Genomic DNA, 14,460 nt, shown 5'->3' with positions numbered 1-14,460 from the left:
TATGCTTTTGTTCGGGAAACCGATATTAATAGCTGGTTGCCCTTAGCGCCGACCATGGACGCTCTCGGACCAGTTGGACCATGACATTCACATAATCCGCCGGCTTGGCAATGATACGGTCAGCGGGGATGCCACAGGCAACGATTTCCTGAAGCGGTGACCCCGACACGACCCTGTAAGGAATGCCGGAGCGGCAGAGTCTTTCCACCACTGGCGTTATCTTTCCGTCCAACACTTGGAAATCCAGTATGGCGGCGGTGATACGGTTGGCTTCGAGGCAGATAAGCGCATCGCTGACCGTTTCCGTGGTCACCACATTGGCCCCCGTATGGGCAACGCAATCGGCCGCATCCATCGAAATGAATGCATCGTCTTCCACAATCAGGATCGTTTCAGGCTCTGGCTTCATGACATTGTCTCCTTGTCTGAGCCGCTAACGCGCCAAAGCGGTCTTTGTTCAACTTTGGGCCAAAAAGAGTAAGTCATGCTTAACAAATAATTAAAATACGCAAAACTTAACGCCAGTTAAAACAATTGCATCATTAAACTCCCCTTTTACTTATTTCGATTAAAATAAACCGGTTGCATTCTATCGGATCAAACTTTGCGCCCTATCGATCCAGACGGGTGTACCACTGATATGGCGGGCGGCATCGGACGCCAGAAAACCAATCAGATCGGCAACGTCCTGGGCTGTGCCCGGCATACCCCGCGTCAGCGGGATAGCCTGATGCGACGGCGGCTGCGGGATGTCGAGCCGTTCGGTAGAGCGTTTGTTTGTATTGTCATCGATCTCAGTCTCAATGGCACCTGGGCAAACCGCATTGATGCGAATGCGATCGGCACCCAATTCCACCGCCAATTGCTGCACCATCGCCAATTGTCCAGCCTTGGTGGCGCTATAAGCTGTGGCGCCAGGAGAGGTGAAGGTGCGCGTGCCATTGATGGAGGAGACAACGACAATGCTGCCACCGCCATTGCGGCGCAGATGCGGCACTGTCAGATGCATAGTCAGGTAGGTGCCACGCAGATTGATGGCCATCGTCTGGTCCCATTCCTGCGGCTGCAACTCATCGATTGGCGCCCAGACGCCATTGACCCCGGCATTCGCCACCACGATATCGAGCCGCCCACCCCATGCGATCAATGTTTCGACCCCTGCCCGCATAGAATCGCTATCAGCGACATCTGCGACCAGCACCATGGCCTCGCCATTCGCGTGTTGAATGTCTTCGGCAACCCGTTCCAACTCATGCTTGGTGCGACCCAGCAACCCGACAGCGCAGCCATCCCGGGCAAGCCTCATAGCGGCTGCCCGCCCAATGCCGGACCCCGCGCCGGTGACCAGCGCCACACGTTTACTGTTGTCCATTTTATTCTGATGCATGCAACCCTCTGTGTCATTGCGCGGCACTTGGCAGCCCATTCACTGACCGCACCGGCAAGCCGACGTGCGTCGCCGAAATGGCCAATGGAAATGACGAACAGATAAAGCCGGTAATTGTTCCTGACGCCTTACCGAACACGCCATGGGAACAAAGCCATGGCGAGGGAATTACTGTTGCACCGCAGCGACAAGCCCTGAGAGCGACCATGGATATCAAAACAAGTAACTTCAAAATTCTTCCCGGCGAGTGGCAACGGCTGGGCGCCCGCTACACTGGTGAAGGGGTTAATTTCGCCCTGTTTTCCGCCCATGCCGATCGCGTCGAACTGTGTCTCTATGATCCCAGTGGCTCTATTGAGATCGCCCGGATGGATCTGCCTGACTACACCAATGAGATCTGGCATGGTTTCGTACCGAGGCTGAAGCCCGGCGCGCTCTACGGTTTTCGTGTCCATGGGCCTTTCGAGCCGGAGAACGGCCATCGCTTCAATCACAACAAGCTGTTGCTCGACCCTTATGCCCGCGAACTGGTGGGTGATATCCGTTGGTCGCCCGAAGTGTTCGGCTATCATTTCGACGATCCCGACAAGGACCTGTCCTTCAACGATCTCGACAGCGCAGCTTTCATGCCAAAATGCCGGGTCGTTGACCCCAATCAGGTTGATTGGGGCAATGATCGCCGTCCACAGGTCTCCTGGGCCGATACGATTGTCTATGAAACCCATGTCAAGGGCTTCACACAGCTCAATCCCGCCATTCCGCAGGAGCTACGCGGCACGTTCGAAGGCCTCGGTCACAAGGCGGCAGTCGACTATATCAAGAGCCTTGGAATTACCTCTGTCGAGCTGCTGCCCATCCACGCCTTCCCGGATGACGGTCCGCTGCTCGACAAGGGCCTGAAAAATTACTGGGGCTATAACACCATCGGCTTTTTTGCCCCTGCGCACCGTTATTACGGCGCAAACGGCATTCAGGGCTTCCGCGACATGGTTCGCGCCTTCCATGATGGTGGTATCGAGGTCATTCTCGACGTGGTCTACAATCACACGGCGGAAGGCAATGAGCTTGGCTCGACGCTGTCCTTCAAGGGTATCGACAACTTTTCCTACTATCGCACCCTGACGGACAATCACCGCTATTACATCAATGATACCGGCACCGGCAACACGGTGAACACCTCCCATCCGCGGGTTCTGCAGATGGTGATGGACTCGCTGCGTTACTGGGCCGATGACATGCATGTCGACGGTTTCCGCTTCGATCTCGGCACCATTCTGGGCCGCGAGCCCGAGGGCTTCGATGAGCGCGGCGGATTTTTCGACGCGGTTACCCAGGACCCGACCCTTGCCGGCGTCAAGCTGATCGGTGAGCCCTGGGACATCGGTCCAGGTGGTTATCAGGTTGGCGGCTTTCCGCCCGGCTGGGCAGAATGGAATGACAAATACCGTGACAGTTGCCGCGAGTATTGGCTGAACGGTGACAATTGCGCTCCGGATTTCGCGGCGCGTCTGCTGGGCTCCGGCGATCTCTACGACCAGCGCGGCCGCCGCCCCTGGGCCAGCGTCAATTTCATCACCGCCCATGATGGCTTCACGCTAAACGACCTCGTCTCCTATGATGGCAAGCATAACGAAGACAATGGCGAGGATAATAACGACGGTCACAACGACAATCGCAGCCATAATTATGGCCACGAAGGCCCGACCGATGACGAAGGCACCAATGCGGTGCGCGAGCGCCAGAAGCGCAATTTCCTGGCCACCCTGCTGTTTTCCCATGGCACGCCGATGCTGCTGGCCGGTGACGAATTCGGTCGTTCGCAGATGGGCAATAACAACGGCTATTGCCAGGATAGTGAAATCAGCTGGCTGCATTGGGAAAATCTGCCCGACAGCGCCGATGCCCTGCGTGATTTCACACGGCGGGTGATCGCACTTCGCAAGGAGCAGCCATTGCTGCGGCGGGAGAACTGGCGCGATGGCATGATGATCGATTGGTACAGCGTCAGCGGCGGTCGTCAAACCTCGGAAAACTGGGAAAACAGCAATGCGCTGATCACGCGTCTTCATCGTGAAGACCTCCAGGTCGAAGAAGGCATCTGGTCGGATATCATGATGCTGTTCAATCCGCTCGATGAAGATACCATCTTCACCATTCCCAAGGAGAGCGGCGGAGAACGGGTGCTCGAACTGATCACCGGCGATCCGGAGCGTCAGGGTGAGAAGGTCAAGCAAGGCGAAAAATTCAAACTGCTGCCGCGCAGCATGGCGCTTTTGCGGACGATTCAAACCTGATCTGCGATGGCAACTGAAGTGATAAAGGCCCGGGTTTTTCCCGGACCTTTATTGTTTATGGAGTGGTGCCATACGCCCACGGGCCGCGTATGGAGGCCCGCGTCAATGGATCGTGCGTTCAACAATTTCCAGATCGACGGAAACCTTGAAAACACCAGGAACCGAAAGAGCGACTTCAACGGCTCGGTCGACTTCGACCTCGGAATAGACAAGGCCTCGCAAGCAAATTTCATTGCCGATCGCTATCACCTCGATATCAGAGGCATCGATACCGTCGGAACCGGCAAGCTGAGAGGCCACCGCCGTTTCCAGCTCCGCCAGAGGCGGATTTTCCTCAACGATCTCAGGGGCCTCCCCGAAAGTTTTAGCCGGTTTGAAGACCATGACACTTTCCTCCTTGTTTGCGTGAAGTTTCATAAGAGCTAACGCATCACCGGCAGGTTGGTTCAATGCGAAACTGGTCGCCATGCGGGTGTCGTCGAAGCTACCGGTGCGTGAACATCTTCGATGCCGTGGAACAAAATGATTCCGAATTATTTTCGTTGGGGATTAATTGACGTTTACGTCAAAGTTACTATAACGTTGGACTTGCATTCCTGGAGCTCAACGCTCCATATTTGGAGTGCGTGGTCGGGCGCACTGTCATCACCTTGAGGAGGGAGGGGCAGGAAGTCGAAAAAGGGAGTGAGGAATGAATACTCTGTCCAGGCCTGAAAGCAATTTTGCATCTCGCCGAATCTGGCTTGCATCCTATCCTGCCTCGGTGCCTGCGGAACTGCCGCCCCTTGATCACGAATCGCTGCCTGAACTGTTCGATGAAAACTGCGTGACCTATGCCTCCCGCAAGGCCTTCACCAGCATGGGCCGCTCCATGACCTTCCAGGAGCTTGGCGAGCAGGCGACAAAAATTGCCGCCTGGCTGCAAGCGGAAGGGTTCAGCAAAGGCGACCGGATCGCCGTGATGATGCCCAATGTCTTGCAAAACCCGGTTATTGTGTTTGGCATCCTCAAGGCTGGAATGATCGTCGTCAATGTCAATCCGCTCTATACTCCGCGCGAACTGGCGCATCAGCTGAAGGATTCCGGCGCGGTTGCCATTTTCGTGCTGGAGAATTTTGCCCACACAGTCCAGGCGGTGATGGACAAGGTGTCGCTACGCCGCGTGGTCGTGACCAGCATGGGCGACATGCTTGGCCTGAAGGGCCATCTGGTGAACTTCATCGTTCGCAAGGTGAAGAAGCTCGTGCCGGCCTGGTCGATTGCCAATTCCCGAAGTTTTGCATCGGTGCTGTCAGCAGGTGGGAAAGCCCGATTGCGGCCTGAAACCCTTTCCCGCAACGATATCGCCTTTCTGCAATATACAGGCGGTACGACAGGCGTGTCCAAGGGGGCGGTGCTGACCCACGGCAACCTGATCGCCAATACCATGCAGATGTCGCTGTGGTTGGGGTCTGCTTTCGACACCCGCCCAAGACCGGAAACGCTGACCTTCATCTGCGCTTTGCCGCTCTATCATATCTTTGCGCTGACCGTGAACGCCCTGATGGGCATTGCCTGCGGCGGCCACAACATTCTGATCGCCAATCCACGTGACATTCCAGGCTTTGCCAAGGAATTGTCCCGGTATGATTTCAATGTCATCATCGGCTTGAATACACTGTTCAATGCTCTGATGAACAATGAGGCCTTCCGCAAGCTGGACTTTTCCCATCTGCAACTGACCTTTGCCGGTGGCATGTCGGTGCAGCGGCCGATTGCCGAACGGTGGCACCAGATTACCGGTTGCCCGATCACCGAGGGTTACGGCCTGTCTGAAACATCGCCGGTGGCAACCGCCAATCGCATGAACGACAAGGACTTCAGCGGCTGCATCGGCATGCCGATTTCCTCCACCGATGTCGACATCCGTGATGAACAGGGCGAAAGCCTGGCTTTAGGAGAGGTCGGGGAAATCTGCATTCGCGGACCGCAGGTGATGGCCGGCTACTGGCAACGACCGGAAGAAACGGCGCGGGCGATGAGTGAGGACGGGTTTTTCCGCACCGGCGACATGGGCTTCATGGACGCGCGCGGCTATACCAAGATTGTCGACCGCAAGAAGGATATGATCCTGGTCTCCGGCTTCAATGTCTACCCCAACGAGATCGAGGAAGTCGCGGTCATGCATCCGGGCGTGCTGGAGGCCGCGGCTATCGGTGTGCCGGACCCGCATTCCGGTGAAGCCGTCAAACTGTTTGTGGTGCGCAAAGACCCAAGCTTGACGGAGCAGCAGGTTAAGGACCATTGCGCCACAAACCTGACCAATTACAAGCGTCCCCGCCATGTGGCCTTTCTTGAAGAGTTGCCGAAATCCAACGTCGGCAAGATTCTGCGCAAGGATCTGAGACCTTAAAGACACCGGGCAGACAGGGACGAGATGGGGCATTCTGCCCCGCTCGTCAGTCTTCTCTGCCTTGCGAGAAAGAGAGCGTAATCCCCCCTCAGTTCTATTGGATTATTTTTCTCCTTAAAACATTCCGGTTTTGGGAATTATGCAGTAGGTTCCCGTCCGTGATTGGATTGGAGTATGCGAATGCACGCTATCGTCGAACAGCTGAAGTCCACCGTCGCGGCCACCGCCGCCACTGATATTCGCGGCGCTTTTGCAAGCGATCCCAACCGTTTCGAGCGGTTTTCCAGTCGCTTTGACGACCTGCTGATGGATTATTCCAAATGCGCCGTCAATGACGAGATCATGGCCCTGCTGGAAAAGCTCTGCACGCAAGGTGGCGTGGCTGAAAAGCGCGAAGCGATGTTTAACGGTGAGGCCATCAACTTTACCGAAGGCCGCGCCGTCTTGCATACGGCACTGCGCAACCGCGCCAACACGCCTGTCGTGGTCGATGGCAAGAATGTCATGCCCGATGTCAATGCCGTGTTGCACGCCATGTCGGCTTTCGCGGAAGGCCTGCGGCAGGGTACGATCACCGGCTCGACCGGCCTCCAGATCACCGATGTGGTCAATATCGGCATTGGTGGTTCGGATCTCGGCCCCGCCATGGCAACGCTGGCGCTGGCACCATTTCACGACGGCCCGCGCCTGCATTTCGTCTCCAATGTCGATGGTGCCCATATCGCCGATACGCTGAAACTGCTGGAGCCGGAAACCACGCTGTTCATCGTCGCCTCCAAGACCTTCACCACCATCGAGACCATGACCAATGCCGCAACGGCGCGGGCCTTCATTGCCTCAGCGCTGGGTGAAGATGCCGTCGGTGATCACTTTGCTGCCGTCTCGACCGCGCTTGAAAAAGTGGCGGCCTTTGGCATCGGTTCAGATCGGGTGTTCGGCTTCTGGGATTGGGTCGGTGGACGTTATTCCATCTGGTCGGCCATCGGCCTGCCGCTGATGATTGCTGTCGGCGCCGATAATTTTGTGGAATTCCTGGCCGGCGCCCATGCCATGGACATGCATTTCCGCACCGCGCCCTTCCGGGAAAACCTGCCGATGCTGCTGGGCGCTATCGGCTATCACCATCGCAACGTCCTGGATTACCCAACCCGCGCCATCCTGCCCTACGATCAGCGCCTGTCGCGCTTCCCGGCCTATCTGCAACAGCTCGACATGGAATCGAACGGCAAGGGCGTGACCATCGATGGCAGCCCGGTCAAGGGCAATTCCGGGCCGGTAGTCTGGGGTGAACCCGGCACCAATGGCCAGCATGCCTTCTACCAACTGATCCACCAGGGCACGAGCGTGATCCCAGCCGAGTTTATGATCGCTGCCAAGGGCTTCGAGCCGGAATTGCGCCATCAGCACGACTTGCTGATCGCCAATTGCCTGGCCCAATCGGCAGCCCTGATGAAGGGCCGCACGCTGGATGAGGCCAAGGCCCAGCTGCTGAAGTCCGGCATGAATCAGGCCAAGGCCGATCATATCGCCCCGCACCGGGTCTTTACCGGCAACCGCCCGTCGATCACCTTTGTCTATGAACAGTTGACCCCTTTCGCGCTCGGTCGCCTGATCGCGCTTTACGAACACCGGGTGTTTGTCGAAGGCGTGCTGTTCGGCATCAATTCCTTCGATCAATGGGGCGTGGAGCTGGGCAAGGAACTGGCAACCGGCCTGCTGCCGGTGGTGCAGGGCAAGGCCGGGACCGATGGGCAGGATGCGTCCACGGCAGGTCTGGTCGCTGCCTTGAACCATCTGACGTCCTGAGGCGGCCATGTGCGGGCGCAGGCTGGCGATCGTCACCGGAGCCGCGCGTGGCATTGGCGCTGCGGTTGCCAGACGGCTAGCCTGCGACGGCAGCATTGTCATCATCAGTGATGTCGATGGCACTGGCGCTCAAACCCTGGCTGAGGAGATTTGTGCTTCGGGCGGCAAGGCTCTGGCGCTTGCCGCCGACATTGCCGATCCCGAGACCTTTCCGCGCCTGTTCGACAAAGCCGAGGCGGTGGCTGGCCGCGCCGATATTCTGGTGAACAATGCCGGTATCATGGTGCGTCTGCCGATGGTCGATATCGACGACGCGATGTTCGAGCGTCAGATCGCCGTCAATCTGAAGGGAACCCTTCTTTGGCATGCGCGAAGCGGCGCGGCGAATGCACGAGGGCGGCCGGATCGTCAATATTTCCAGCAGCGTTGCGGCGATGCGAGCGGAAAACTACAGCATCTATGCCGCCACCAAAGCAGCCATCGAAACAATGACCAGCATCCTCGCCAAGGAATTGCGCGGACGCAGCATTACCGTCAATGCCATCGCCCCTGGTGCGACGGCCACGGACCTGTTCCTGGACGGAAAGAGCCCAGCAGCCATTGAGGCCTTTGCCCGCTTGGCACCGCTTGAACGGATCGGAACGCCAGAGGAGATCGCCGCCGCCGTCGCCTTTCTTGTCGGCCCCGAGGGAGGCTGGGTCAATGGCCAGACGATCCACGCCAATGGCGGCGTGATTTAGCGTTTATCAGGCAAAAGCGCGATCCAGTTTCCCTGGCAGACTCTAAAGCCCGATTTCATGCGCAAACGGCGGATTGGCGCCTGCCCGCGAGACCGTCACCGCTGCGGCCTTGGAGCCGAGCGCCAAGGCCTTGGCGATCTGCTCTTCTGTCAGTTTTGTCACTTGTTGCTTGGTCAGCAGGTTCTGCATTTTCAGCGAGGCGAGAACACCTGCATCGAATGTGTCGCCTGCACCGACCGTATCGACCACCGTTACTTTTTCGCTCGGCACTTCGACCTTATGATCAGCTGTATAGCCAACCGCGCCATCGGCGCCGCGCGTGACGACAACCAGTTTGGCACCGTGATGCAGCCAGTGGCGGGCAAGCGTGTCTTCGTCGCCTTCCAGGCCGAACCAGGCGAGATCCTCATCGGAAAACTTGACGATGTCGGAAAGTGCTGCCATGCGGCGGATGCGGGCCATATGGGCAGCCTTGTCCTTGATGAAGCCGGGGCGGATATTGGGATCAAGCGAGATAACCCGGGTCTTGTGTTCGCGGTTGAGCAGCGCTTCATAGGTCGAGCCGCAGGGCTCGGGGATCAGGCTGATTGCGCCGAAATGCAGCGCTTCACAGTCTTCGCCCAGGGCTGGCAGGTCCGCCTCGGTTATCATCCGTCCAGCGGTGTTCTCATCGTAGAAAGCGTAGGTAGCATGGCCATCGACCAGCTTGACGAAGGCAATGGTCGTCGGTCGCGACAAGGTGGCGCAATAGCTGAAATCCACATGGCTGGCACGCAGCGTGTCACGCAGGATATCGCCCATCATGTCATCGGAAAGGCCGGTGAAGAAGCCGGAGGCAACGCCCAGGCGTCCAAGCGCAATGCCGGTGTTGAAGACCGCGCCGCCCGCATAGGGCGAAAAGCCTTTTTCACCCAACGTCGTTTCGCGTGGCAACATGTCAATCAGGGCTTCACCGCAACACAGGATCATTCTGGCCTCCCAAACCGGGCTTTCGGATAAACTTCAATCGATTTAAAGCAGAAAGCGAAGAAATGCCAGTCACTCTGGCGGATCTTCGCAAGGCAGCCTCAACCCAGCGTGCTGACCCCGCCATTGCGACCGGACCATTGCAGCGGGGCATCCAGGAAGGATTCCACTTCCGACAAGGTTTTGTCATCAAACAGTTTCTGGTCGCGGGCCACGGCCAGAACATTGCGCCAGGTGGCGATATAATGAAGTTTGACGTTGCCGTTTTCGAAACGCTGATGGGCTTGCGGGAAGATCCCGTAGAAGAACAAAGCGATACCGTGATCCACCACACCGCCAGCGGCCCGCACGGCATCGATAAAGGTAAACATGCTGCCGCCTGCCGTCGTCAGGTCTTCGATAACAAGCACCCGGGCACCGTCAGGCATATGACCCTCGATCTGGGCGTTGCGGCCATGGCCCTTGGGCTGCTTGCGCACATAGATCATTGGCAGCGCCAGCCGATCGGCCAACAGAGCGGCAAAGGGAATGCCCGCCGTCTCGCCACCGGCAATACAGTCGAATTGCTCGAAACCGGCATTGCGCAGCAGCGTGGCAACCGCAAAATCCATCACGGCAGAACGGACACGCGGATAGGACAGAAGCTTGCGGCAATCGATATAGACGGGGCTGCGCATGCCGGAAGCCAGCTTGTAAGGCTCAGCGGCATTGAAATGCACCGCCTTGATTTCCCAGAGCATTTTCGCCAGCAATTCCGCCATGACGGCCGGATCGGAAAAGGAAGTCTGGGTCATCGGTGCTCCTGTCTTCTGCGCAAATGGCTCAGCCGGGCTGACCGCAGTCGCTCCGGCAATCACATGGCGAGGCTGCGGCGGAGTAGACATGTCCTTGCCTTTACCCGCGCGGCTTTAACGCATCCATGCCCATAGCAGGAAGCTGGAAGGCAGGCCAGAGGATATATCCGGGGATAAGCGCGCGCCATTTACAATCGAACCGCCCTTTGTTTTCGGCAGTCTTTTGTCGTTTCGGGAAACCGGTTCTGCTTTTCCTGGACATCCTTTAGGCGCTGTCGGCTTCCACTGACAGGCCACTCTCCCAGTTTGCCACTGCCGTTTCTACCCGGTTGCGACCGAGCCGTTTGGCATTGTAAAGCGCATTGTCCGCCAGGTTGAGGATCTCATCGAAGGTCAGGCCGGATGCTGTGCCATAGGCAATGCCGACACTGGTCGTTGCGACGAAACTGTCCCCCTCCACCACGACTTCGCGATCCTGAAGCTGGCGCCGGATTCGCTCGCCGATCCACTCGGCCCGTCCTGGCGCAGCATTTTCCAGCACAGCCGCAAACTCTTCGCCTCCGAGGCGGGTAACGCTGGAAAGACCAATGGCTGCTTTCAGCTCCGCAGCAATATTACGGATCACCTCGTCGCCCACAGCATGCCCATAGCGGTCATTGATCGTTTTGAAACGATCGATGTCGAAGACCAGCATCGCCATATCCTCGCGGAAGGTTTTGGTGCCATGTGCATTGAACAGCGCCCGACGATTGCAAAGACCTGTCAATGCATCGGTCATTGCCTCCAGCCGGTGCCGGGCTGTGATCCGGGCCTGATGCAAAGTGAGAGACAAAGCGCCGATGCCGCTCATGCCAGCAATGCAAACCGCTATATTGATGTCTTCCGTCCAGCCGGTCGGCGCTACCGCCAGTTGCCACTCGCCACGCTGAATCAAAGCCAGTGCGCAGGCGAGAAAAGAGAGGCTGGTGGCGCCATAAAGCATGGCCATGCCAGAAAGCACGCCGGGCGATTCTGCCCGTCCAAGCCAATATTGATGGGCAATTGCCAACATCACAATGGCCGTGCCGGTATTGAACAGTATAAAGCCGATGCCGCCATATCCCGATAGGAAGGCCGCACTCAGCATGATGACGGCAATGCAAGAGACACCGATCAGCGTCTTGAAGGGTATATTCCCTGCGCGAAACTGCCTGGCGGCAGCATAGAGGATGAAGAAACCGGTGATGATCGAGGACATGGCGAGCGCGCCCAGACCTCGTGAAGGGGTCAAGGTGAAAAGGCCGTAGGTCAGAATTCCCAACATGGTGAGGGCAAGTCCGATAACCCAGCTGAGCAGGAAAGAGTTTTCCCGCCGGGCCATCCATGTTCCCAGAAAGGTGAAAAGAAGACACAGTGTGGAAACGCCCAGGGCGAGAAGTAAAGAACTGAAATCCACCATCATGTCTGCCCTGAAACGCGTGAGTATGAGGGGATAAGGTGGAACCCGGCGCCCCTATAGAATGTCGCGTGATGAGAGATCACCTCACATGCTACAAGACTTTGCTTTTACATGCTTTTTTTCCGAAACCGCTGCGCAATTTCGGGAGACATGTTGCAGGAGACCAATCAAATACCCAGATCGCGCTTCTGCCCGGACCCAGTCCAGGAATAGGTTTTTATGCCAATATTCGCCTTAAAAGCTTCGCGGAGGATAAATTTCAGTTTTCCTTACTCCATCATGACCGTCAGCTTGATGGATGATCCGCATCGGGTCAAGCCTGTATTGCGGCCTCAACGTCCCAATGGATTGGAAACATCGGGTCGAAAACCGTGACGGGTCCAGCACCCGTTTCGATCTTTGCCGGAAAGGCGACCGGTGCGTCACGTCTGACCAGGGTTATTGTCTCGTCGTTTGGTTGAAGCCCATACCAGGCCGGACCGTTGAGCGAGGCAAAGGCTTCCAACCGGTCGAGGGCCTCATCCTCCTCAAACACATGAGCAAGGCAGCTCATTGTGTTGATGGACGTATAAATGCCCGCGCAGCCGCAGCCGCATTCCTTCAAAGGATCGACATGCGGGGCTGAATCCGTGCCAAGGAAAAACCGGCTGTCACCTGAGGTCGCAGCGCGGCGCAAGGCAAGGCGATGGCTTTCGCGCTTGGCAACCGGCAGGCAATAATAATGCGGCCTGATGCCACCAACCAGAATGGCATTGCGGTTGATGATCAGATGATGGGTGGTAATCGAGCCAGCCAGATTGCTGCCAGCGCTGAGGATATAATCGATCCCATCGGATGTGGTGACATGCTCCATCGTCACCTTCAGCTCTGGCAGACGGCGGCGCAGCGGATCGAGCACTGTGTCGATGAACACCGCCTCACGATCGAAAATATCCACCTCCGGCGTCGTCACCTCACCATGGACACAGAGCGGCAATCCGATTTTCGCCATCCGCTCCAGAACGGGCATCGCCTTGTCGAGATCGCGCACCCCGCCATGGGAATTGGTGGTGGCACCGGCTGGATAGAGCTTCACCGCGGTGATCAGTCCGGTTGTCTTGCCCTCCTCAACATCATCAGGGCTGGTCTGCTCCGTCAGGTAAAGGGTCATCAGTGGCTCGAAGTGATCGCCCTTCGGCACGGCAGCCAGAATGCGCTGCCGATAAGCCTCTGCATCCGCTGTCGTCACCACCGGCGGCACCAGGTTCGGCATGATGATGGCGCGGGCGAAGTGCCGGCTGGTATCGCCGATCACACCTTCCAGCATGGCGCCGTCGCGGAGATGCAGGTGCCAGTCATCGGGGCGGCGAATGGTAAGCGAGCGCATGGCGGATCTCCGGCGAGTATCAGGCTGAGCGGCGCTGCATACTGCTCGCGCCCTCTATCCATGCTGGAAATACCATGTTCAGCGTTGGAGGCAAGCGCGGCAATGCCGTCAGGCGATTTTGTCCAACGGCAGGGCAGCGGCCTTTCTGGCTGCTTCCTCGGCCTGTTCACGCCGGTCGGCCTCAATAATCTCATGGATTGCCGGTAGCGCCCGTTCAAATGCGGCAACGCAGGCCGGGTCGAACTGACTTCCAGCCCGCGCCAACACATGCTCCACAGTCCGTTCATAGGACCAGGCAGGCTTATAGGGGCGCTCAGTGGTCAGGGCGTCGAAATTGTCGGCAATACAAACGATCCGGCCGGACAGGGGAATGGCATCGCCTGCCAGGCGGTTGGGATAGCCTTGCCCATCCCAGCGCTCATGGTGGCTGGCGGCGATTTCAGCGGCAAGCTGAAGCAGCGAGGAATGAGACTGGGCGAGAATGTCACTGCCGATTTGGGCGTGGGATTGCATCTGGCGATATTCGGATTCGGTCAGCCGGCCCTGCTTGAGCAAGACCGTGTCGGGCATGGCGACCTTGCCGATGTCATGCATCGGCGCTGCCAGCTTCAGATCGGTGCAGAACTGCTCCGGCAATCCCATTTCACGGGCGATGGCCTGCGCATAGGCGGCAACCCGCAGCGTGTGACGGGATGTATCGGGGTCCTTGTAGCCCGCTGCCAGCGTCAAGCGCTCAATGATTTCCTGTTCGCGCTGCCGCAGCTCGCCCACCGCCCTATCCACTTCGCACCGCAGCCATTCGGCCTGATCGGCCAGTTGGCGGCGGGCGATCGACAGGCTGACGATGTTATGGATCCGGGCCTGGAATTCGATCGGGTTGACCGGCTTGGTCAGAAAGTCGATAGCCCCAGCATTCAAGGCCTCCATGCGCGTTGTCATATCCTTGTCGGCGGTGATGAACACGACCGGCACCTGGGCATATTTCTCGAACCGTACGATCTCTGTGTAAAGCTCGACGCCATTATACACCGGCATCTGGTAATCGATGATGGCAATATCGAAATCCAGCTCCGGCAGCGCGGAAAGCACCTCTTCCGGGGTTGAAAAGGCCACGGGCTCGCAATGGTCGATTTTCTTGACCAGGCGGGTCAGCAGTTTCAAATTGGTATTGTTATCATCAACCAGCAATATACGCATTATAGCCTCCGCGACCGTCAGGCCACTTGTTTCAATTATCTGCGGGGTTCAATGCGCCCCGTACGTTTCCCCAAGCGCTC

11 protein-coding genes and 1 pseudogene are annotated in these 14,460 nt (G+C 57.6%); 4 read left to right on the top strand and 8 right to left on the bottom strand.

The genetic code is table 11. The features are described from left to right. Window positions 1–25: 25 nt before the first annotated feature. Together FS819_RS00880 and FS819_RS00875 are read right to left on the bottom strand one after the other, a co-directional pair. Window positions 26–409, bottom strand: a complete 384-nt coding sequence (locus tag FS819_RS00880) for a response regulator (RefSeq protein ID WP_070163649.1) — start codon at window positions 407–409, stop codon at window positions 26–28. Between the two features lie 180 nt (window positions 410–589). Continuing rightward, on the bottom strand, window positions 590–1,372 hold the full coding sequence (locus tag FS819_RS00875) for an SDR family oxidoreductase (RefSeq protein ID WP_197434084.1): 783 nt from the start codon (window positions 1,370–1,372) through the stop codon (window positions 590–592). Between the two features lie 221 nt (window positions 1,373–1,593). Between FS819_RS00875 and glgX the strand changes: the two genes are divergently transcribed. Further along, window positions 1,594–3,681, top strand: coding sequence for a glycogen debranching protein GlgX (glgX, locus tag FS819_RS00870; protein ID WP_156549375.1), 2,088 nt, complete (start codon window positions 1,594–1,596; stop codon window positions 3,679–3,681). A 102-nt stretch (window positions 3,682–3,783) separates the two neighbouring features. Here glgX and FS819_RS00865 read toward each other — a convergent pair whose 3' ends face one another. Next, on the bottom strand, window positions 3,784–4,065 hold the full coding sequence (locus FS819_RS00865) for a BON domain-containing protein (RefSeq protein WP_156549373.1): 282 nt from the start codon (window positions 4,063–4,065) through the stop codon (window positions 3,784–3,786). A gap of 307 nt (window positions 4,066–4,372) precedes the next feature. Between FS819_RS00865 and FS819_RS00860 the strand changes: the two genes are divergently transcribed. From FS819_RS00860 to FS819_RS00850, 3 genes and pseudogenes are all read left to right on the top strand, one after another. Beyond that, window positions 4,373–6,073, top strand: a complete 1,701-nt coding sequence (locus tag FS819_RS00860) for a long-chain fatty acid--CoA ligase (protein ID WP_156549371.1) — start codon at window positions 4,373–4,375, stop codon at window positions 6,071–6,073. Between the two features lie 180 nt (window positions 6,074–6,253). Further along, the gene (pgi, locus tag FS819_RS00855) at window positions 6,254–7,879 is read left to right on the top strand and encodes a glucose-6-phosphate isomerase (RefSeq protein ID WP_156549369.1); all 1,626 of its coding nucleotides are present in this window, start codon (window positions 6,254–6,256) and stop codon (window positions 7,877–7,879) included. A gap of 7 nt (window positions 7,880–7,886) precedes the next feature. Continuing rightward, window positions 7,887–8,619, top strand: a pseudogene (locus FS819_RS00850) (SDR family oxidoreductase). A 42-nt stretch (window positions 8,620–8,661) separates the two neighbouring features. Here the strand turns inward: FS819_RS00850 and FS819_RS00845 are convergent. From FS819_RS00845 to FS819_RS00825, 5 genes are all read right to left on the bottom strand, one after another. Further along, window positions 8,662–9,588 (bottom strand): carbohydrate kinase family protein, encoded by a 927-nt coding sequence (locus FS819_RS00845; RefSeq protein ID WP_156549367.1) that lies wholly within the window; start codon window positions 9,586–9,588, stop codon window positions 8,662–8,664. Window positions 9,589–9,686: 98 nt separating this feature from the next. After that, the gene (locus tag FS819_RS00840) at window positions 9,687–10,379 is read right to left on the bottom strand and encodes an orotate phosphoribosyltransferase (RefSeq protein WP_156549365.1); all 693 of its coding nucleotides are present in this window, start codon (window positions 10,377–10,379) and stop codon (window positions 9,687–9,689) included. 265 nt (window positions 10,380–10,644) lie between these two features. Beyond that, the gene (locus tag FS819_RS00835; RefSeq protein WP_197435833.1) at window positions 10,645–11,739 is read right to left on the bottom strand and encodes a GGDEF domain-containing protein; all 1,095 of its coding nucleotides are present in this window, start codon (window positions 11,737–11,739) and stop codon (window positions 10,645–10,647) included. Between the two features lie 391 nt (window positions 11,740–12,130). Continuing rightward, window positions 12,131–13,183 carry a dihydroorotase gene (pyrC, locus tag FS819_RS00830; protein WP_156549362.1) on the bottom strand — a complete coding sequence of 351 codons (1,053 nt, stop codon included), beginning with the start codon at window positions 13,181–13,183 and terminating at the stop codon, window positions 12,131–12,133. 108 nt (window positions 13,184–13,291) lie between these two features. Next, on the bottom strand, window positions 13,292–14,380 hold the full coding sequence (locus tag FS819_RS00825) for an HD domain-containing phosphohydrolase (protein WP_156549359.1): 1,089 nt from the start codon (window positions 14,378–14,380) through the stop codon (window positions 13,292–13,294). Window positions 14,381–14,460: the final 80 nt, after the last annotated feature.

It is taken from the genome of Allorhizobium sp. Av2 (assembly GCF_021462805.2).
GTDB lineage: Bacteria > Pseudomonadota > Alphaproteobacteria > Rhizobiales > Rhizobiaceae > Allorhizobium > Allorhizobium vitis_G.
Note: the sequence above shows the minus strand (reverse complement) of the source record. Positions and strands in the feature narration are given on the sequence as shown.

What these genes read in the sequence shown, in the direction of transcription:
- FS819_RS00880 (WP_070163649.1), bottom strand. Translation starts at nt 409, where the DNA reads ATGAAGCCAGAGCCTGAAACGATCCTGATTGTGGAAGACGATGCATTC.
- FS819_RS00875 (WP_197434084.1), bottom strand. Translation starts at nt 1,372, where the DNA reads ATGGACAACAGTAAACGTGTGGCGCTGGTCACCGGCGCGGGGTCCGGC.
- glgX (WP_156549375.1), top strand. Translation starts at nt 1,594, where the DNA reads ATGGATATCAAAACAAGTAACTTCAAAATTCTTCCCGGCGAGTGGCAA.
- FS819_RS00865 (WP_156549373.1), bottom strand. Translation starts at nt 4,065, where the DNA reads ATGGTCTTCAAACCGGCTAAAACTTTCGGGGAGGCCCCTGAGATCGTT.
- FS819_RS00860 (WP_156549371.1), top strand. Translation starts at nt 4,373, where the DNA reads ATGAATACTCTGTCCAGGCCTGAAAGCAATTTTGCATCTCGCCGAATC.
- pgi (WP_156549369.1), top strand. Translation starts at nt 6,254, where the DNA reads ATGCACGCTATCGTCGAACAGCTGAAGTCCACCGTCGCGGCCACCGCC.
- FS819_RS00845 (WP_156549367.1), bottom strand. Translation starts at nt 9,588, where the DNA reads ATGATCCTGTGTTGCGGTGAAGCCCTGATTGACATGTTGCCACGCGAA.
- FS819_RS00840 (WP_156549365.1), bottom strand. Translation starts at nt 10,379, where the DNA reads ATGACCCAGACTTCCTTTTCCGATCCGGCCGTCATGGCGGAATTGCTG.
- FS819_RS00835 (WP_197435833.1), bottom strand. Translation starts at nt 11,739, where the DNA reads ATGGCCCGGCGGGAAAACTCTTTCCTGCTCAGCTGGGTTATCGGACTT.
- pyrC (WP_156549362.1), bottom strand. Translation starts at nt 13,183, where the DNA reads ATGCGCTCGCTTACCATTCGCCGCCCCGATGACTGGCACCTGCATCTC.
- FS819_RS00825 (WP_156549359.1), bottom strand. Translation starts at nt 14,380, where the DNA reads ATGCGTATATTGCTGGTTGATGATAACAATACCAATTTGAAACTGCTG.